The sequence below is a fragment of the Clostridium sp. AM34-9AC genome (genome assembly GCF_003480225.1).
GTDB lineage: Bacteria > Bacillota > Clostridia > Lachnospirales > Lachnospiraceae > Acetatifactor > Acetatifactor acetigignens.
This window is the reverse complement of record NZ_QUIU01000033.1, coordinates 23,116-41,425: the sequence shown is the minus strand read 5'-3', so window position 1 is coordinate 41,425 and position 18,310 is coordinate 23,116. Positions and strand designations below refer to the sequence as shown.

Annotated in this window: 17 protein-coding genes; 16 read left to right on the top strand and 1 reads right to left on the bottom strand. The window is 48.2% G+C overall.

The annotated features are described in order from the left end of the window. Window positions 1-80 precede the first annotated feature (80 nt). The 9 genes from recG to DW835_RS16025 all read left to right on the top strand — a co-directional run bounded on the left by recG (window position 81) and on the right by DW835_RS16025 (window position 11,130). Entirely contained in the window at window positions 81-2,126 is a 2,046-nt protein-coding gene (gene recG / locus DW835_RS16065) for an ATP-dependent DNA helicase RecG (RefSeq protein ID WP_347559398.1), read from the top strand. A gap of 87 nt (window positions 2,127-2,213) precedes the next feature. After that, on the top strand, window positions 2,214-3,083 hold the full coding sequence (locus DW835_RS16060; protein ID WP_118669118.1) for a DegV family protein: 870 nt from the start codon (window positions 2,214-2,216) through the stop codon (window positions 3,081-3,083). Window positions 3,084-3,105: 22 nt separating this feature from the next. Next, complete coding sequence (locus DW835_RS16055) at window positions 3,106-3,531, top strand: DUF2500 family protein (RefSeq protein WP_118669117.1); 426 nt, start codon at window positions 3,106-3,108, stop codon at window positions 3,529-3,531. Window positions 3,532-3,682: 151 nt separating this feature from the next. Next, window positions 3,683-5,605 (top strand): DNA topoisomerase subunit B, encoded by a 1,923-nt coding sequence (locus tag DW835_RS16050; protein ID WP_118669116.1) that lies wholly within the window; start codon window positions 3,683-3,685, stop codon window positions 5,603-5,605. A gap of 46 nt (window positions 5,606-5,651) precedes the next feature. After that, a complete protein-coding gene (locus DW835_RS16045) occupies window positions 5,652-7,892 on the top strand; it encodes a DNA topoisomerase (ATP-hydrolyzing) (RefSeq protein ID WP_118669115.1) in 2,241 nt (746 codons plus the stop codon). Between the two features lie 31 nt (window positions 7,893-7,923). Further along, window positions 7,924-8,472: a 16S rRNA (guanine(966)-N(2))-methyltransferase RsmD gene (rsmD, locus tag DW835_RS16040; RefSeq protein WP_118505217.1), complete on the top strand. Its 549-nt coding sequence runs from the start codon at window positions 7,924-7,926 to the stop codon at window positions 8,470-8,472. Between the two features lie 20 nt (window positions 8,473-8,492). Further along, on the top strand, window positions 8,493-9,002 hold the full coding sequence (coaD, locus tag DW835_RS16035) for a pantetheine-phosphate adenylyltransferase (RefSeq protein WP_022313508.1): 510 nt from the start codon (window positions 8,493-8,495) through the stop codon (window positions 9,000-9,002). 14 nt (window positions 9,003-9,016) lie between these two features. Beyond that, on the top strand, window positions 9,017-9,616 hold the full coding sequence (locus DW835_RS16030) for a hypothetical protein (protein WP_022313509.1): 600 nt from the start codon (window positions 9,017-9,019) through the stop codon (window positions 9,614-9,616). 77 nt (window positions 9,617-9,693) lie between these two features. Then, window positions 9,694-11,130, top strand: coding sequence for an N-acetylmuramoyl-L-alanine amidase (locus DW835_RS16025; protein ID WP_118669114.1), 1,437 nt, complete (start codon window positions 9,694-9,696; stop codon window positions 11,128-11,130). On the opposite strand, the gene DW835_RS16020 is transcribed toward DW835_RS16025, so the two are convergent. Then, complete coding sequence (locus DW835_RS16020) at window positions 11,085-12,041, bottom strand: nucleoside recognition domain-containing protein (protein ID WP_118669113.1); 957 nt, start codon at window positions 12,039-12,041, stop codon at window positions 11,085-11,087. The two genes, DW835_RS16025 and DW835_RS16020, sit on opposite strands and share 46 nt — an antisense overlap. A gap of 75 nt (window positions 12,042-12,116) precedes the next feature. On the opposite strand from DW835_RS16020, the gene DW835_RS16015 reads away from it, so the two are divergent. The 7 genes from DW835_RS16015 to hisD all read left to right on the top strand — a co-directional run bounded on the left by DW835_RS16015 (window position 12,117) and on the right by hisD (window position 18,297). Then, window positions 12,117-12,827 carry a pseudouridine synthase gene (locus tag DW835_RS16015; RefSeq protein WP_118669112.1) on the top strand — a complete coding sequence of 237 codons (711 nt, stop codon included), beginning with the start codon at window positions 12,117-12,119 and terminating at the stop codon, window positions 12,825-12,827. Between the two features lie 18 nt (window positions 12,828-12,845). Beyond that, the gene (locus DW835_RS16010) at window positions 12,846-13,430 is read left to right on the top strand and encodes a hypothetical protein (RefSeq protein WP_118669111.1); all 585 of its coding nucleotides are present in this window, start codon (window positions 12,846-12,848) and stop codon (window positions 13,428-13,430) included. 26 nt (window positions 13,431-13,456) lie between these two features. Beyond that, window positions 13,457-14,479 carry an RluA family pseudouridine synthase gene (locus tag DW835_RS16005; protein ID WP_118669110.1) on the top strand — a complete coding sequence of 341 codons (1,023 nt, stop codon included), beginning with the start codon at window positions 13,457-13,459 and terminating at the stop codon, window positions 14,477-14,479. Between the two features lie 18 nt (window positions 14,480-14,497). After that, window positions 14,498-15,034: a Holliday junction resolvase RecU gene (locus tag DW835_RS16000; protein ID WP_022313515.1), complete on the top strand. Its 537-nt coding sequence runs from the start codon at window positions 14,498-14,500 to the stop codon at window positions 15,032-15,034. 119 nt (window positions 15,035-15,153) lie between these two features. Beyond that, window positions 15,154-16,299, top strand: a complete 1,146-nt coding sequence (hisZ, locus tag DW835_RS15995) for an ATP phosphoribosyltransferase regulatory subunit (protein WP_117465689.1) — start codon at window positions 15,154-15,156, stop codon at window positions 16,297-16,299. Further along, on the top strand, window positions 16,299-16,955 hold the full coding sequence (gene hisG / locus DW835_RS15990; RefSeq protein ID WP_118505207.1) for an ATP phosphoribosyltransferase: 657 nt from the start codon (window positions 16,299-16,301) through the stop codon (window positions 16,953-16,955). Before hisZ ends, hisG begins: the two co-directional genes overlap by 1 nt. A gap of 49 nt (window positions 16,956-17,004) precedes the next feature. Beyond that, on the top strand, window positions 17,005-18,297 hold the full coding sequence (gene hisD, locus DW835_RS15985) for a histidinol dehydrogenase (RefSeq protein WP_118669109.1): 1,293 nt from the start codon (window positions 17,005-17,007) through the stop codon (window positions 18,295-18,297). Window positions 18,298-18,310: the final 13 nt, after the last annotated feature.

Sequence of the window (18,310 nt, the reverse complement as noted above, 5' to 3'; positions counted from 1 at the left end):
CTGCCAAGGGCTACGGGGATATTTCGCTAAATTTCAATTTAGTATAGAAAAGAGGAACCGGTATGAGGGATGCAATACCTGTGAACAGAATAAAAGGTGTGGGAGAGAAGACGGCGGCTCTGTTCGGCAAGATCAATGTCTATACCGTAGACGATCTGATCCGCCATTATCCCAGGGATTATGAGACTTACGATGCTCCGGTATCCATCCGGGAGGTGTCTGCCGGCAGTGTGCAGGCCATCTATGGGCGGATCACGGCCATTCCCAATGTGAAGAAGGTCCGGAATCTGTCGATCCTGAACGCTGTGCTGACGGATGACAACGGAGATTCCATTCAGCTAACTTTTTTCAATATGCCATTTTTAAAAAAGGTGTTAAAACCCGGCGGATTCTATCTGTTCCGTGGTCTGGTACAGCAGAGGGGCACTCATAAGATCATGGAGCAGCCCAGAATGTTTACCTGGGAGGAATATCAGAAAAAATCAGGTCGGCTTCTGCCCAGATATGCCCTGACCAAAGGACTGACCAACCAGACGGTGCAGAAGTCCGTAGCCCAGGCACTGGAATATTATCCCCCGGAAAAAGAATATCTGCCGCAGTCCGTATTGCAAAAAATACCCATGCTTTCCCACAGGGAAGCTGTCAATTCACTGCACTTCCCGGAAAACCGGGAGGAACTGCTGGCAGCAAGGAACCGTATCGTATTCGAAGAATTCTTTTCTTTTTTACTGGTTCTTCGGAAAAATAAAGATCTGGCGGCGAAGACGGAGAATCATTTTCCCATGTATGAGACCGCGGATACCGTAAGATTTCTGGAGCAACTGCCGTTTCCTCTGACAAAAGCCCAGAAAAAGGTCTGGGGGGAGCTCAGGGAGGATATGGGAAGTCCTTATGCCATGAACCGCCTGATTCAGGGAGATGTAGGCTCCGGTAAGACGATCCTGGCAGTGCTGGCACTTCTCATGTGTGCGGCTAATGGTTATCAGGGAGCAATGATGGCCCCTACGGAGGTATTGGCTGTACAGCATTTTGAGACCATTTCGGGCTATGTAGAAAAATATGGCATTGCTTTTCGTCCGGTGCTTCTGACAGGCTCTATGACGGCGAAGGAGAAGCGGGAGGCTTATGCGAAAATTGCTTCCGGAGAAGCTAATCTGATCATTGGAACCCATGCCCTGATCCAGGAAAAGGTGGAATATTCTTCCCTAGCACTGGTGGTAACGGATGAGCAGCACCGTTTCGGAGTAAGACAGCGGGAGACACTGGCCGCCAAAGGAAAAGAACCCCATGTACTGGTCATGAGTGCCACCCCCATTCCCCGGACGCTGGCCATCATTTTATACGGTGATCTGAAAGTTTCTGTCGTGGATGAGCTTCCTGCAAATCGTCTGCCGATCAAGAACTGCGTCGTAGGAACTTCCTATCGTCCCAAGGCCTATGAATTTATTGCAAAAGAAGTGGCCTCGGGAAGACAGGCTTATGTCATCTGTCCCATGGTGGAGGAAGGGGAAGCGGAAGACCTAGAGAATGTAGTAGATTATACGGAGAAACTCCGGGCAGCTCTGCCACCTTCCGTTCAAGTAGCTTACCTCCATGGAAAAATGCGCCCAGCAGACAAAAACCGTATCATGGAAGAATTTGCTGATAAGAAGATCGATGTCTTAGTCTCTACCACAGTCATTGAAGTCGGCATCAATGTTCCCAATGCCACGGTAATGATGGTGGAGAACGCAGAGCGCTTCGGTCTGGCACAGCTGCACCAGCTGCGGGGACGTGTAGGACGTGGAGAATTCCAGAGCTATTGTATTTTCATCAGTACTTCCGAGGCCAAAGAGACCATGGAACGTCTGCAGATCCTGAACCATTCCAACGACGGTTTCCATATTGCTTCCGAGGATCTGAAGTTACGAGGCCCCGGTGATATCTTCGGAATCCGGCAGAGCGGTGAATTTTCTTTTGTACTGGGAGATATCTATACGGATGCATCACTGTTAAAGGAGGCTTCTGAAGCCGTAGATACGCTGTTATGCTCAGATCCGGAACTGAGCAGCGAAGACACGCTGCCGTTGCGGCAATATTTTGAGGAACATCGCTCGGCAAATATGGTTGACTTTCGGACCATCTGACAGTAAAATTACTTTTAGGTTCAAAGTTTCAAACTGCGAATCGGGTAATTTCTGCAAAATAATGCAAAGGGAAGGTTTAGATACCAAATGGCAAAAATAGCAATTGTAACAGACAGTAACAGCGGTATTACGCAGGCGGAGGGGAAAAAAATTGGAATTTATGTACTTCCCATGCCTTTTATGATTGATGAAGTCACTTATTATGAAGATATTGACCTGACACAGGAGCAGTTCTATGAAAAGCTGAAATCCGGTGCCAATATTGCCACCAGCCAGCCGTCTCCTGACAGTGTCACCAGTCTGTGGGACAAGCTTTTGCAGGAATATGACGAGATTGTACACATTCCCATGAGCAGCGGTCTGTCCGGTTCCTGTCAGAGTGCCATGGCCTTTGCGGCAGATTATGATGGCAGAGTTCAGGTCGTGAACAACCAGAGAATCTCCGTAACCCAGCGTCAGTCTGCACTGGATGCCCTGCAGCTTGCGGCAGCCGGTAAAGACGCGGCCCAGATCAAAGAATTCCTGGAAAATGATAAATTCAACAGCAGTATCTATATTATGCTGGACACCTTGTATTATCTGAAAAAAGGCGGACGGATCACTCCGGCGGCCGCAGCCATCGGCACTATGCTTCGTCTGAAACCGGTACTGACTATTCAGGGAGAAAAGCTGGATGCTTTCGCAAAGGCCCGAACCACCACACAGGGCAAGACCATGATGATCAATGCCATCAAAAAGGACATTAACGAGCGTTTCGGCGGTATGACGGAAGACAAGCATATCTGGATGCAGATCGCCTATACCTACGACAGAGCCGCAGCAGAGCAGTTCCGCACCGAAGTGGAGGCGGAGTTCCCCGGTTATGATATCCATTTAGATCCTCTGTCCTTAAGCGTTGCCTGCCATATCGGCCCCGGCTCCCTGGCACTGGCATGCTGTAAGAAGATCACGGTGTAATAATATTTTCTGGAGGTGCCATATGATAAATCCAATGCAGTTCAGCTTATTGGAAAACATTTTAACCGTCCTGTTTTTAATAGCGGTTGTTCTCTGGATCTGTTACTTATGCCTGTGCCGCCGCGGTAAGGGGGCTTTGCGCACACAGACCATGGAAAAAGCGGTCGTGCTTTCGAAAAATACAAGTGCCGATACCTCCCAGGCCGTTTATATTCAGAACACGAATGTGACAACAGGTCTGGTAGAAACAGAAGCGGTGAATCAGATTAACTTTCAGGACATGGATCATCCTGAAAACTGCGTCATACTGGAAGTGGAAGATACCATTTTTGCAACGTTGAAAGAAGGAGAGCAGGGAAAACTGATATTCCGTGATAACCGCCTGCTGTCCTTTGGAGCACTACAGTCGCAAAATCATAAGAATTATAAATTCAAGGGTATTTCTTAACAGACTCCTATACCACCAGTTCAGAATCAGGGAACTGGTGGTTTTTTATTTCTGGCAGGGTGCTATGCTATCCCTTGTATTTTTTTCTTTTCCAAACACAAAATCTATGCTATACTAAAGACAATCATGTGTTGATAAGGAGTTCCATTTCATGGCAAAAGACAATAATTATGACGCCTCGAGTATTACCGTTCTGGAAGGTCTGGAAGCGGTAAGAAAGAGACCCGGAATGTATATCGGCAGTGTCTCCACCAAGGGTCTGAACCACCTGATCTACGAGATCGTAGATAACTCTGTGGACGAGCATCTGGCCGGATACTGCGATACGATAAAAGTAACTCTGGAGGCGGACGGTTCCGCCACCGTAGAAGATAACGGACGTGGTATTCCCGTGGGAATGCACGAAAAAGGGATCAGTGCGGAACGTCTGGTATTCACGACCCTGCATGCCGGCGGTAAATTTGACAACTCCGCTTATAAGACCAGCGGTGGTCTGCACGGTGTAGGTTCCTCTGTAGTAAATGCACTTTCTACAAGGTTGACTGTCAGAGTCAAGAGCGGTGGCTGCATCTATGAGGATCATTACGAGAGAGGTATCCCCGTCATGGATCTGGTGGACGGTCTGCTTCCCGTAGTGGGCAAGACCAGAGAGACCGGTACGACCATCAATTTCCTGCCGGATGATACCATCTTCGACAAGACCCGTTTCAAGGAAGATGATGTTAAGAGCCGTCTCCATGAGACCGCTTACCTGAACCCGAAGCTTACGATCATTTTTGAAGATAAAAGAAAAGAAGAGCCGGAGAAGGTCACTTATCATGAGCCGGAAGGTATCATTGGCTTTATAAAGGATATGAACCATTCCAAGGAGACCGTACATGATGTCATTTTCTTTTCCGGCGAGAGCGAAGGAATCTCTGTGGAAGTGGCCTTCCAGTATGTGAATGAATTTCATGAGAATGTACTGGGCTTCTGTAATAACATTTACAACTCTGAAGGCGGTACCCACCTTACCGGCTTTAAGACCCAGTTCACCAATGTGATCAATACCTATGCCAGAGAGCTGAACATTTTAAAGGAAAAGGATGCGAACTTTACCGGTGCCGATGTCCGGAACGGAATGACGGCAGTGGTATCCATCAAGCACCCGGATCCCCGTTTCGAAGGCCAGACCAAGACGAAACTGGACAACCAGGATGCCGCCAAGGCCGTGGCCAAGGTGACCGGCGAAGAGATCGTCCGGTTCTTCGACCGCAATCTGGAGACTTTGAAGAGCATTATCGGCTGTGCGGAAAAGGCAGCCAAGATCCGTAAGACAGAGGAAAAAGCCAAGACCAATATGCTGACCAGGCAGAAGTTCTCCTTTGATTCCAACGGAAAACTTGCAAACTGCGAGTCCAGAGATCCCTCCAAGTGTGAGATCTTCATCGTAGAGGGTGACTCTGCGGGCGGCAGTGCCAAGACTGCCAGAAACCGTATGTATCAGGCCATCCTTCCGATCCGCGGTAAGATCCTGAACGTAGAGAAAGCCAGCATTGACAAAGTACTGGCCAACGCCGAAATCAAGACCATGATCAACGCTTTCGGCTGCGGATTTTCCGAGGGCTACGGCAACGATTTCGATATTAGTAAGCTGCGCTATGACAAGATCATTATCATGGCGGATGCCGATGTGGATGGCGCACATATTTCCACGTTGCTGCTGACCTTATTCTATCGTTTCATGCCGGATCTGATCTTCGAAGGCCACGTATACATAGCAATGCCTCCCTTATATAAGGCCATGCCCTCCAAGGGAGAAGAAAAATATCTGTATGATGATAAGGCACTGGAAAAATACCGCAAGACCCACAAGAGTCCCTTTACCTTACAGCGATACAAAGGTCTGGGTGAGATGGATGCCGAACAGCTGTGGGAGACCACACTGGATCCGGAACGCAGATTGTTGAAATTAGTAGAGATCGAGGATGCCCGCATGGCTTCCGAGATGACCGAGCTTCTCATGGGAACAGATGTACCGCCCAGAAAAGCCTTTATTTATGATCACGCTACAGATGCGGAATTAGACATCTAGTATCGTAAGATCCTGAAATGTAATGTCAGAAAGGCGAGGACCAGAAATGGACGACAGCAGAATCATAAAAACAGAATACTCCGAGGAGATGCAGAAATCGTTCATCGACTATGCCATGAGCGTTATTATCGCCAGAGCTTTGCCGGATGTCAGAGACGGTCTGAAACCGGTACAGCGCAGAACTCTCTACGATATGCACGAACTGGGGATCCGTTACGACCGCCCCTACCGTAAAAGTGCCCGTATCGTAGGTGATACCATGGGTAAATATCACCCCCACGGCGACAGTTCCATCTATGAGGCACTGGTAGTCATGAGCCAGGATTTCAAAAAGGGCATGCCCCTGATCGACGGCCATGGTAACTTCGGCAACATTGAAGGAGATGGTGCCGCAGCCATGCGTTATACCGAGGCAAGACTTCAGAAGGTGACGCAGGAGGCTTTTTTGGCAGATCTGGACAAGGATGTGGTAGACTTTGTTCCGAACTTCGATGAGACGGAAAAAGAGCCGTCCGTACTGCCGGTAAAGATTCCGAACCTGTTGGTTAATGGTTCCGAAGGTATCGCCGTAGGCATGGCCACCAGCATTCCCCCTCATAATCTCGGGGAAGTCATTGACGCCGTAAAGGCTTATATGCTCAATAATGAGATCACAACAAAAGAACTGATGCGTTACCTGAAGGGGCCGGATTTTCCCACCGGCGGCATCGTTATCAATAAGGATGAACTGGAAGACATCTATGAGACCGGAACCGGCAAGATCAAGCTGCGGGGCAAAGTGGAATTCCAGAAGGGAAAAGCTGGAAAGACCAATGTAGTGATCACCGAGATCCCCTATACCATGATCGGTGCCAATATTGCGAAGTTTTTATCCGACGTGGCCGCTCTTTCCGAGACGAAGAAGACACAGGATATTGTGGATATTTCCAACCAATCTTCCAAGGAAGGCATCCGTATCGTCATCGAACTTCGTAAGGATGCCGATCCCGAGAACTTTGTAAATATGCTCTATAAAAAGACTCGTCTGGAGGATACCTTCGGTGTCAATATGCTGGCTATCGCAAACGGCAGACCAGAGACTATGGGCTTAAAGCAGATCATCAAGGCCAATGTAGACTTCCAGTTTGAAGTGGCTACCAGAAAATATACCAATCTATTGGCCAAGGAGCAGGAACGCAAGGAGATTCAGGAAGGTCTGATCAAGGCCTGCAATGTGATCGATCTGGTCATTGAAATTTTACGCGGATCCAAGGATCGTGCCATGGCAAAAGCCTGTCTCGTAGAGGGTAAGGTCGATGGCATCAAGTTCAAGTCCAAGGAATCCAGGATCATGGCAGCCCAGCTGATGTTCACCGAAAAACAGGCCAATGCCATCTTAGAGATGCGTCTGTATAAGTTGATCGGTCTGGAACTGGAAGCACTGATCAACGAACACGAAGAGACCATGGCAAACATCTATCGCTATGAGGATATTCTGGACCGCAGAGATTCCATGGCCCAGGTCATCATGAATGAACTGGACGGATTCAAGAAGGAATACAGCCATCCCCGCAAAACTGTCATCGAGAACGGACAGGAAGCGGTCTACAAGGAAAAAGAACTGGAAGAGATGGATGTCGTCTTCCTGATGGATCGTTTTGGCTACGCCAAAACCGTGGATGTTTCTACTTACGAGCGGAATAAAGAAGCCGCAGATGCAGAAAATAAATACATCTTTACCTGTAAAAATACCGGAAGGCTCTGCCTGTTTACCACCACCGGACAGATGCACACTATCAAGGTGCTGGACCTGCCTTACGGCAAGTTCCGTGACAAAGGCACGCCCATTGACAACGTGAGTAACTTCAGCCAGAAGACCGAAGAGATCGTCTATATCACCAGTCAGAAGGAACTGAATCTGTGTCAGGTGATCTTTGCCACTGCACAGTCCATGTTGAAGGTGGTAGATGGCGGAGAGTTCGATGTGACCAAGCGCACCGTTGCAGCCACGAAGCTGGCGGAGGGCGACAGCGTTGTCAGCGTTACGGCTCTTACGGATCAGCGGAATATCGTATTACAGACAAAGGCCGGTTTTTTTCTACGCTTTGCCGTAGATGAGATTCCTGAGAAGAAAAAAGGAGCCATCGGCGTCCGCGGCATGAAACTGGGCGACGGTGATCAGGTGGAAAATGTATATTATACGAAGAATGCCGTAGAGACCACCATTGAATATAAGGGCAAGGAACTTGTCCTGAACAATCTGAAGCTTGGAAAGCGTGACAGCAAGGGCACCAAGGTCAGAGTATAACAAAGTCAGCTTAGAAAACGGAGAAAAATATATGAGAGTGATAGCAGGAACCGCAAGAAGTCTGCCGTTAAAGACACCAGAGGGAATGGATACCAGACCCACTACCGACCGGATCAAGGAAACCCTTTTTAATATGTTGCAGACCTATATTCCCGATTGTGTATTTGTAGATATTTTCAGTGGCAGTGGCGGCATCGGCATCGAAGCCTTAAGCCGCGGTGCCAGAAAAGCCTATTTTATTGAAAATGCGCCGAAAGCCCTGGCATGTATCGAGGACAATCTGGCATTTACGAAAATGAAAGACCGTGCTATAGTATTAAAACAGGATGCCTGCGCAGGACTGACGGGCATCTATGAAAAGCACGTGGATGTGATCTTCATGGATCCACCCTACGATCAGGAGCAGGAGCGCAGAGTCTTAGAGCAGCTGCGCTATGCCAAATATGTCTCCGAAGAGACTCTGATCCTGGTAGAAGCCTCTCTGCATACCGATTTCTCCTATGCGGAAGACTTAGGGTTTGAAGTGATCCGTGAGAAAAAATACAAAACCAATAAGCATGTGTTCCTTCGCAAGAAGTAACACTGAAAGGCATGATTTTTATGAAAAGAGCTGTTTACACCGGAAGCTTTGATCCCGTCACCAACGGACATATGGATATCATAAGGCGGGCATCCGAAATATTTGATGTTCTGATCGTCAGCATTTTGAACAATAAAGAAAAGACACCGTTGTTTTCTGTAGAGGAACGTGTTAAGATACTAGAAGAAGCCACAAAAGATCTGCCTAATGTGCAGATTGACAGTTTCAGTGGGCTTTTAGTGGATTATGCCAGGGAAAAAGATCTGCATGTTATCGTAAGGGGCTTACGCGCCATTACGGATTTTGAATATGAACTGCAGATGGCACAGACCAACCGGATGTTGTCCCATGGCAAAATTGATACGGTATTTTTGACCACCAGTCTGGAATATGCCTACCTCAGTTCTTCCGCCATCAAGCAGATTGCAAGTTTTGATGGAGATATCACCCCTTGTGTTCCGGATTTTGTGGCGAAACTGATCTACGACAAATATCGCGAGAAAAAGCTTTCAGAGCATAGTGATGTGTAAATAAGGAGAGTTTCATGAGCAGCAGAATCGAACAGTTAATTGATGAAATAGAAGAATACATCGAGGGTTGCAAGCCGAAGTTCATGTCCAGTACCGAAATCATCGTGAATAAGGATGAGATTGATGAGTTACTGCGGGAACTGCGTATGAAGACCCCGGATGAGATCAAGCGCTACCAGAAGATCATCAGCAACAAGGAAGCCATCCTAAACGATGCCAAAGCCAAGGCAGAAGCATTGATCAACGAGGCTACCGTGCATACCAACGAGCTGATCAACGAGCATGAGATCATGCAGCAGGCTTACGCCCAGGCCAACGAGGTCGTTACCATGGCCAGTAAGCAGGCCCAGGAGATTCTGGACAATGCCACTATTGAGGCCAACAATGTCAAATCCGCTGCCATGCAGTACATGGATGATATGCTGGCACATCTGGAGAATATTATTTCTTCCTCCACACAGCAGGCCAGCGCCAATTACGATGCTCTGATCGGCAATCTGAACCAGTATCGTGACATTATCCAGTCCAACCGCAGTGAGCTGCACCCCGTAGATGAGGATCTTGATGACGTAGATACTGCTGCGGATGCCGAAGACAATCTGGACGTTATGTAAAGCATGTCCAAACAACGAGTACGAAAAACCAGTTTTCTGCTGAAAGCTGGTTTTTTAAAAATAAAGGAATACGATAAATGAAAGTATGGAAAAAGCAAAAAGGGCTGTTAGTCAGGACAATGATCTGTGCGGTCAGTCTTGCGGCAGCCTGTTTTTATGGAAATTCCCTGCCTGCACAGGCGGCTCCCAGAGCGCAGGAGACCGGAGAAAGGGTCGTCATTGTCATTGATCCCGGACACGGCGGTGATAACGAGGGAACGCTGGAAGGCCCTGCACAGGAGAAAAAAATGACCATGGTGACCGCGCTGGCCATGTACGAGGAACTGACAAAATACGATAATGTGGATGTCTATCTGACTCATACGGATGATGTGACCATGTCTCTGGCAGACCGGGCACAATTTGCTGCAGACCGGAATGCGGATTTCCTGTTCAGTATTCATTACAACGCTTCCATGGATCATGATCTGTTCGGATCCGAAGTCTGGATCTCTTCCGTACAGCCTTACAACGCTTACGGTTATCAGTTCGGCTGGGAACAGATGCAGCAGATGCAGGACATGGGACTGTTTCTACGGGGAGTCAAGACGAAACTGAAAGATAACGGTGATGACTATTACGGAATTATAAGAGAAAGTACCTCCAGATCCATTCCCTCCGCCATCATCGAGCATTGTCATGTGGATGAGAGCAGAGACACTCCTTACTGCCAGACAGAAGAGGACTGGAAGAAATTCGGCAGGGAGGATGCTTTGTCTGTTGCAAAATATTTCGGATTATCCAGTGCAAGTCTTGGTGTGGACTACAGTGGAGAGGCAGACGCTCTTCCGGAAGTCTCGCTGCAATCCATTCTGCCTGCCACTGTGCGGGACAAGACCGAACCGGATATCTGCCAGCTGACTTTGCAGAATGCAGACTATGAGACCGGAGAAGTCTCTCTGGAAGTGACGGCAGCCGACTATGACTGCCCCATGATGTATTACGATTACAGTACCGATGGAGGCAGGACTTATTCCGAACTGCTTCCCTGGCCGGGACTGGATATTATGGCCGGGACCTATCCCGATACCTTCACATTTTCCGTGACCTTCACAAAGGGGGAACAGCCGGTGATCACCGTCCGCGGTTACAATCAGGCGGATCTGTTCACAGAGAGTGATCCTGTCAACTTTGCACAGCCTTTTATTGATCAGGAAAAAGCTGCCGAAGAGGCATTACAGGAAAGTCTTGCGGCACAGGAGGCAGCGGAAGCTTCCCGGGCTGCAGAGGAACAGATCACAGAAGCTGGCAGTTCCGTGATCACCATGGCCGATGCCGCCGGAAATACTCCGGTGCCTTCCGAAAAAAGTCCGGAAGTGAATTTCGGTGTTTTTCTGGTGATCTGTGGGATTCTGGTAGTGCTGTTGTTGCTGGTCTTTTTGTTATACCAGATCCAACAGGGCAGACACAGAAAACGAAGACGGAAAAATCAAAGCAGAAAAGTATCCGGAGACAACAGAAACCATCCCAGATAATAAGCTGCAGTAAGCACTGTCAGTACCATTTTATGAAGGATGTAGGACTTGAGAGAAAGCCCGGTATTGCGGATACAGCTTCCGGTCTGGGCGATACAGCTTAAGCCGCCAAAGGGCAAAAGCAATAACGTATACAAAGGGAATCTGTCTCCCAGCAGCTTCAGGCCCCCACTGATCTCCAAAAGCGGTGCATACCGGAAACTGTCGGGAAGTAAAAGCCTTGGCAGAAGGTTCAGCAGATTGAAAAAGATCATGTAGCCTCCCAACTGTAAGATGCTTCTTCCGGCAGCGGTAATAGCATCATCCAGGGCATCCGTCAGGGACATGGCAGGAAGGGGAGCCGGACCGGTCGGTTCCAAAAACTTTGCAGCATTGTCTCTTCCAAAAGAGTGGTCTGTTTTCTCCGAAATCCGATTTTTGTACACGCTATAACGAAGGAAAATGCCATATAGCAAAGGAACGCCGTACATACCAAATACATAAGGGAACAGCAGCTTCCTATGCAGTAGCGGCAGTACAAATCCCAGGAAATAGACTGGTCCCAGATTGTTGCAGAAGGCCAGCAGATATTGTCCTTCCTCCGAAGAAAGTTCCTGTCGGTTCCGTAAATCCGCAATCGTCCGGGCACCCATGGGAAATCCGCACAAAAAGCCCACCAGGATCACATAGATTCCCGGTCCGGGCAGGCGAAAGATTCTTCCGAACAAAGGTCTTACTGGGCGGATCAGGCTGTCCGTCATGCCCATACGGATCAAAGTGCCGGACAGGATCATAAACGGCAGAAGCACCGGTACCATTTTTTCATACCAAAGATTCAGACCCAAGGCAGCATAGGCAAGGCTCAGGGAAGAATGAGTCAGAATACAGCCGGTCATTAGAACAAAGAAACAGATTCCGAATATTTTTTTCATGGCTGTCTGCCTTGAAAGGTTTGTATACTATATGCCGATGAAGAAAAATTAAGTCTAAGAAAGGGATCAAAGCCCATGCGGTTGGATAAATTTTTATGCGATAACAATATTGGCACTCGAAGTCAGGTGAAAGAGTACATCAAAAAAGGTCAGGTGACAGTAAACGACCAGATAATCAAAAAGCCGGAGACAAAAGTCAATGAAGAGACCGATACGGTGGTCTGTCAGGGACAGCCGATCCATTATAGGAAATATGTCTATTATATGTTAAATAAGCCGGAGGGGGTTGTCTCTGCCACCAACGATAATACAGCCCCAACCGTGGTAAGTCTCCTTACTGTCCCGGAACAAAAGGATCTGTTCCCGGTAGGGCGGCTGGACAAGGATACCACGGGATTGCTGCTCCTGACCAATGACGGTGCTCTGGCCCATGATCTGTTGTCACCGAAAAAACATGTGGATAAGACCTATCTGGTAAAGCCGGAAAAGCCGCTTTCCGCAGAAGATATCCACCGGTTGGAAAACGGGCTTGACATCGGTGATGAGAAACCGACAGCCCCGTCCAAAGCCAGACTCACAGAAAACGGTGATCTGTTATTGACCATTCATGAAGGCCGGTTTCATCAGGTAAAACGGATGTTGCAGGCGGTTGATAATCAGGTACTTACACTGGAGCGGGTAAGCTTCGGCCCCCTGTCCCTGGATCTTTCCCTGCAAAGAGGGGAATACCGGGCATTGACGGAAGAAGAGATCGAAGTCTTGTCTGGCTCTGGAAAGAAATCATAAATAAAGGAGTTATTTTTCATGCAATTCAAAAGAATGTTTACCACTGATGCCTATAGAGGAACCCGCGGGTATCTCCGCACACAGAAAATTTATGAGATTTTAAGAACAGTGCTTTATTTTGCCATCTCTCTGTCTTTGTTTATCGCCGGATGGGTCAGCACCGGAAGCCGTGAGAATCTCCTGACCATCGTGGCGGTACTGGGATGTCTTCCGGCCTGCAAGAGTCTGGTAGAAATGTTCATGTTCCTGCGCTACCGGGGCTGTGACGAGCAGGTAGCTGCAAAAATCGCGGCACATACAGAAGGCCTTACCACTCTCTACGATATGGTATTTACTTCCTATGAGAAGAATTATGTTATCTATCATCTGACAGTCTGCGGTAATACGGTCTGTGGCTACACCACGGATCCGAAATTTGCGGAACAGGCTTTTTACAAGCACATTCAGGACATTCTGAAAAAAGACAATTACAGAGAAGTCTCTGTGAAAATATTTAACGATCTGGACAAGTATCTGGCAAGATGTGATCAGTTAAAGGAGCTTTCCTCACAGCCGGAACTGTCTGCCGGGATCTGCCAGACCTTAAAGAGCGTATCTCTATAACTTACTTCTCAAAAGGAGGGTGTCCTATGCAGTTGCTTACCATTGGCAAAAATCAGGCGGGACAACGTCTGGACAAATTTTTAAAAAAAGCGTTACCTAATGCAGGCACAGGATTTTTATATAAGATGCTTCGCAAGAAAAATATTACGTTGAACGGGAAAAGGGCTGAAGGTAAAGAAATCCTTGCCCAGGGAGACGAGGTAAAATGTTTTTTCTCTGAGGAAACTTATGCCTCTCTGTCCGGTGCCGGGGCAGCGGAAGATACTTCCGATTACCGTAAGGCTTACCGTTCCTTAAAGGATATCAGCGTTCTTTATGAGGATGAAAATATCCTGTTGCTGAATAAACCTGCCGGAGTTCTGACCCAGAAAGCCAAACCGGAAGATCTTTCCCTGAACGAATGGCTGATTGGCCACCTGCTGGCTGCCGGTGCCATAAAAGAAACCGATCTTGCCACCTTCCATCCATCTGTCTGCAACCGCCTCGACCGCAATACCAGCGGTATCGTATTGTGCGGAAAGACGCTGGCCGGTTCCCAGGCACTCAGCCGGATCATCAAGGATCGTTCCGTAAAGAAATATTATCAGACCGTCTGTAAGGGCAAGATTTTACAGGAAAGCACCCTGGAAGGCTATCTGTACAAGGACGAACGCACCAATACGGTACAGGTATTTCCAGATATGGCGGAGGCTCCGGAAGATGCTTCCTTTATAAAAACAATCTACACTCCCAGTGCGGTGGCTGGGGAATATACCCTGCTGACCGTAGAACTGGTCACCGGCAAAACCCACCAGATCCGCGCCCATCTGGCCAGCACCGGACATCCGTTACTTGGTGACACCAAGTACGGAGACAGCAAATTAAATCGCAGGATGCAATCGGAATACTCTCTGCACCACCAGCTTCTGCATGCCGGAAGAGTGTGTTTCCCGGAAGAAGCGGAAGGACCTCTTGCAAAGGTGAGCGGTCAGACTTTTGACGCACCGCTTCCCCATAAATTTGCAGAGATCTTACAGGCTCTGAATCTGACACCGGATTCCGCCTGCTAGAAAGGAAAACTAAGAACAATGGCAACATGGAATACCAGAGGGCTTCGTGGATCTACTCTGGAGGATATGGTCAACCGCACCAATGAAAAATATGCCGAGGCCGGTCTGGCCCTGATTCAGAAGATCCCCACCCCCATTACCCCGGTCAAAATGGATAAGGAGAGCCGCCAGATCACCCTGGCCTTTTTCGAACAGAAGAGTACCGTAGACTATATCGGTGTCGTACAGGGCATTCCGGTCTGCTTTGATGCCAAGGAATGTGCAGTGGACACCTTTTCCCTGCAAAATATCCATCCCCATCAGGTGGAGTTCATGCATCAGTTCGAGAAACAGGGGGGTATCGCCTTTTTCCTGATATTTTACAGCCATAAGGATCTGTTATATTACCTTCCCTATGAAATGCTCCGCTTTTTCTGGGACAGGGCACAGGAGGGCGGCCGGAAAAGCTTCCGTTTCGAGGAACTGAACCCGGAATATATTATCCCGAAGCATCAGGGAATCCTGGTTCCCTATCTGGATATTCTGAAAAAGGATCTGGAAGACCGGGAGGAATAATAAATAATAATTTCTTGACAGCGGAGAGGTCTCCTAGTATACTACAAATAGTTTCACATGCTACTATGATAATATGGTAGCACGTTAATATATTAAAGTATATGAATTGAGGAACACTTATGAACAACAGACTTTTACATACGCCGGAGGGCGTCCGGGACATTTACGGCAAAGAATATGCAAAGAAGCTGGCTATAGAACAGAAACTGCAGCAGGCGATCCATTGTTTCGGTTACGAAGATATCCAGACCCCTTCCATTGAGTTTTTCGATGTTTTCTCCAAGGAGATCGGAACCACTCCCAGTAAGGAGCTGTATAAGTTCTTTGATAAAGAGGGTAATACGCTGGTGCTGCGGCCGGACTTTACACCGTCCATCGCCCGCTGCGCAGCGAAGTATTTTATGGAGGAAAAGGTGCCGCTTCGTTTCAGTTACAACGGCAATACGTTTACAAACACTTCCAATCTGCAGGGTAAATTAAAAGAGGTGACCCAGATGGGTGCAGAACTCATCGGAGATCCTTCCGTAGAGGCGGATGCCGAAGTAATCAGTATGGTGATCGAAGCTCTGAAAAGCGCAGGACTGACCAGATTCCAGGTGACTATCGGTGAGGTGGATTATTTCCGCGGCCTCTGTGAGGAAGCCGGTCTGGATGAGGATACGGAAAAGGAACTTCGTTCCTGTATCTCCGGCAAGAACTTTTTCGCTGCCCAGGAATTACTGGAGCAGAAGCAGATCCCCGAGCCTTATCACAGCATTCTGTTAAAGCTGGCGGATATGTTCGAAAATATAGAGTCTCTGGAGGCTGCCAAAGCACTGGTTAAAAATGAAAGATCCTTACAGGCGATTGCAAGACTGGAAAAGTTAAAAGAACGCTTAGAGCAGTACGGTGTGGCGGAATACATTTCCTTTGATCTCGGAATGCTCAGCAAATATCAGTATTATACCGGCGTTGTCTTCAAGGCTTACACCTACGGTATCGGTGATGCCGTGGTAAAGGGTGGCCGTTACGACAATCTGCTTCGGAAATTCGGCAAGAATGCCGCAGCTATCGGTTTCGTCATCGTCATTGACGACCTGTTGGAAGCATTATCCCGCCAGAAAGTGAATATCGATATTCCCGCTTCCGGCAAAACCGTGTATTACCGGGCAGGAGACGAGGCAGATTATCTTGCGAAACTTTCCGAAGTCATAACCCTGAGGAAAGAAGGGATTCCCACCGTGCTTTCCCCCGAGATCACAGAGAACGAGGAGGCAGATCAGTAATGAGTGAAGAAAGATATCTTACGTTTGCTCTGGGAAAGGGCAGACTTGCCAAAAAGACACTGGAGCTTTTCGAACAGATCGGCATTACCTGTGAAGAAATGAAGGATAAAGATACCAGAAAGCTGATCTTCGTTAATGAAGAATACAAATTACGCTTTTTCCTGGCAAAGGGTCCCGACGTTCCCACCTATGTAGAGTATGGTGCTGCTGATATCGGTGTGGTCGGCAAGGACACCATTCTGGAAGAAAACCGGAATGTCTACGAAGTGCTGGACCTTGGCTTCGGCAAATGCCGGATGTGTGTCTGCGGTCCTGCTTCCGCCAGAGAGTTGTTGAAACACCATGAGCGGATCCGGGTAGCCAGCAAATACCCCAATATCGCCCGAGAGTATTTCTATAATAAAAAGCATCAGACCGTAGATATCATCAAATTAAATGGTTCTGTAGAATTAGGGCCGCTGGTAGAGCTGTCTGACGTCATCGTGGATATCGTTGAGACCGGTTCCACCTTAAGGGAAAACGGGCTGGAGGTTCTGGAAGAGGTATGTCCTCTGTCCGCCCGTATGATCGTCAATCCGGTGAGTATGCAGATGGAAGCCGACCGTATCCGCAAGCTGGTGGGTGCGATCCGGGAGCAGTTAAAAATACAGGCCTGACCGAGACGATAAGCAGCGTCATAAAAAGTATTTAAAGGAGAGTACCGTCATGAGAATCGTAGCATTGGATAAAGAATCAAAGCAGAGTATTTTGAACGACCTTTTAAAGAGAAGTCCGAACAATTATTCCCAGTATGAGAGCACTGTAAACCAGATCATCGAAAAAGTCCGTGCCGAGGGTGACAACGCATTGTTCGATTATACTTTACAGTTTGATAAGTTCGCTTTAAGCGCAGAGAATATCCGTGTCACAAAGGAAGAGATCGCCGAAGCCTATGCACAGATGGATGAGAATCTGATCGATGTGATCAGACAGTCTGCGGAAAACATCCGCGCTTTTCACCAGAAGCAGCTTCGCAACAGCTGGTTCGATGCCAAGCCCGACGGTACGATCTTAGGCATGAAGATCACCGCCATCGAAAGAGCCGGTGTCTATGTCCCCGGCGGTAAAGCCGCTTACCCTTCCAGCGTACTGATGAATGTGATCCCCGCCAAGGTAGCCGGTGTGGATGAGATCATTATGACCACCCCTCCCGGAAAAGACGGTAAGGTCAATCCCGGAACTCTGGTAGCCGCTGATATTGCAGGCGTGGATACCATCTATAAGGTCGGCGGTGCCCAGGCTATCGCAGCCATGGCTTTCGGAACCCAGTCGGTACCTAAGGTCGACAAGATCACCGGTCCCGGTAACATTTTCGTAGCTCTTGCCAAAAAAGCTGTTTATGGCTATGTCAGCATTGATTCCATTGCGGGTCCCAGCGAGATCCTGGTACTGGCAGATGAGACCGCTACCCCCAGATACGTTGCAGCAGATCTGCTGTCTCAGGCAGAGCATGACGAACTGGCAAGTGCCATTCTGATTACCACTTCGAAGGAACTGGCGGAAAAAGTCTCCGAGGAAGTGGACGGCTTCGTAAAAGTACTGGAGCGTGCTCCCATTATCCAGAAGTCTCTGGACAATTACGGCTACATTCTGTTAGCCGACAACATGGAAGATGCTATTGATGCCGCCAACGCCATTGCTTCCGAGCATCTGGAGATCATTACAAAGAATCCTTTTGATACCATGACCCGTATCCGCAATGCCGGTGCGATTTTCCTGGGAGAGTATGCTTCCGAACCCTTGGGTGATTATTTTGCAGGTCCGAACCACATTCTGCCCACCAACGGTACCGCACGGTTCTTCTCCCCGGTAAACGTGGACGACTTCATCAAGAAGACCAGTATTATCTCTTATTCCAGGCAGGCACTGGAAAAGGTGCACAACCAGATCGAGACCTTCGCCAGGAGTGAAGGCTTGACCGCACATGCAAACAGTATTAAAGTTAGATTTGAAGATTAATCATTTCCTCTGG

Excerpts from the sequence above, each read along its gene's own strand:
- DW835_RS16060 (WP_118669118.1), top strand. The coding sequence starts at position 2,214 with ATGGCAAAAATAGCAATTGTAACAGACAGTAACAGCGGTATTACGCAG.
- DW835_RS16055 (WP_118669117.1), top strand. The coding sequence starts at position 3,106 with ATGATAAATCCAATGCAGTTCAGCTTATTGGAAAACATTTTAACCGTC.
- DW835_RS16050 (WP_118669116.1), top strand. The coding sequence starts at position 3,683 with ATGGCAAAAGACAATAATTATGACGCCTCGAGTATTACCGTTCTGGAA.
- DW835_RS16045 (WP_118669115.1), top strand. The coding sequence starts at position 5,652 with ATGGACGACAGCAGAATCATAAAAACAGAATACTCCGAGGAGATGCAG.
- rsmD (WP_118505217.1), top strand. The coding sequence starts at position 7,924 with ATGAGAGTGATAGCAGGAACCGCAAGAAGTCTGCCGTTAAAGACACCA.
- coaD (WP_022313508.1), top strand. The coding sequence starts at position 8,493 with ATGAAAAGAGCTGTTTACACCGGAAGCTTTGATCCCGTCACCAACGGA.
- DW835_RS16030 (WP_022313509.1), top strand. The coding sequence starts at position 9,017 with ATGAGCAGCAGAATCGAACAGTTAATTGATGAAATAGAAGAATACATC.
- DW835_RS16025 (WP_118669114.1), top strand. The coding sequence starts at position 9,694 with ATGAAAGTATGGAAAAAGCAAAAAGGGCTGTTAGTCAGGACAATGATC.
- DW835_RS16020 (WP_118669113.1), bottom strand. The coding sequence starts at position 12,041 with ATGAAAAAAATATTCGGAATCTGTTTCTTTGTTCTAATGACCGGCTGT.
- DW835_RS16015 (WP_118669112.1), top strand. The coding sequence starts at position 12,117 with ATGCGGTTGGATAAATTTTTATGCGATAACAATATTGGCACTCGAAGT.
- DW835_RS16010 (WP_118669111.1), top strand. The coding sequence starts at position 12,846 with ATGCAATTCAAAAGAATGTTTACCACTGATGCCTATAGAGGAACCCGC.
- DW835_RS16005 (WP_118669110.1), top strand. The coding sequence starts at position 13,457 with ATGCAGTTGCTTACCATTGGCAAAAATCAGGCGGGACAACGTCTGGAC.
- DW835_RS16000 (WP_022313515.1), top strand. The coding sequence starts at position 14,498 with ATGGCAACATGGAATACCAGAGGGCTTCGTGGATCTACTCTGGAGGAT.
- hisZ (WP_117465689.1), top strand. The coding sequence starts at position 15,154 with ATGAACAACAGACTTTTACATACGCCGGAGGGCGTCCGGGACATTTAC.
- hisG (WP_118505207.1), top strand. The coding sequence starts at position 16,299 with ATGAGTGAAGAAAGATATCTTACGTTTGCTCTGGGAAAGGGCAGACTT.
- hisD (WP_118669109.1), top strand. The coding sequence starts at position 17,005 with ATGAGAATCGTAGCATTGGATAAAGAATCAAAGCAGAGTATTTTGAAC.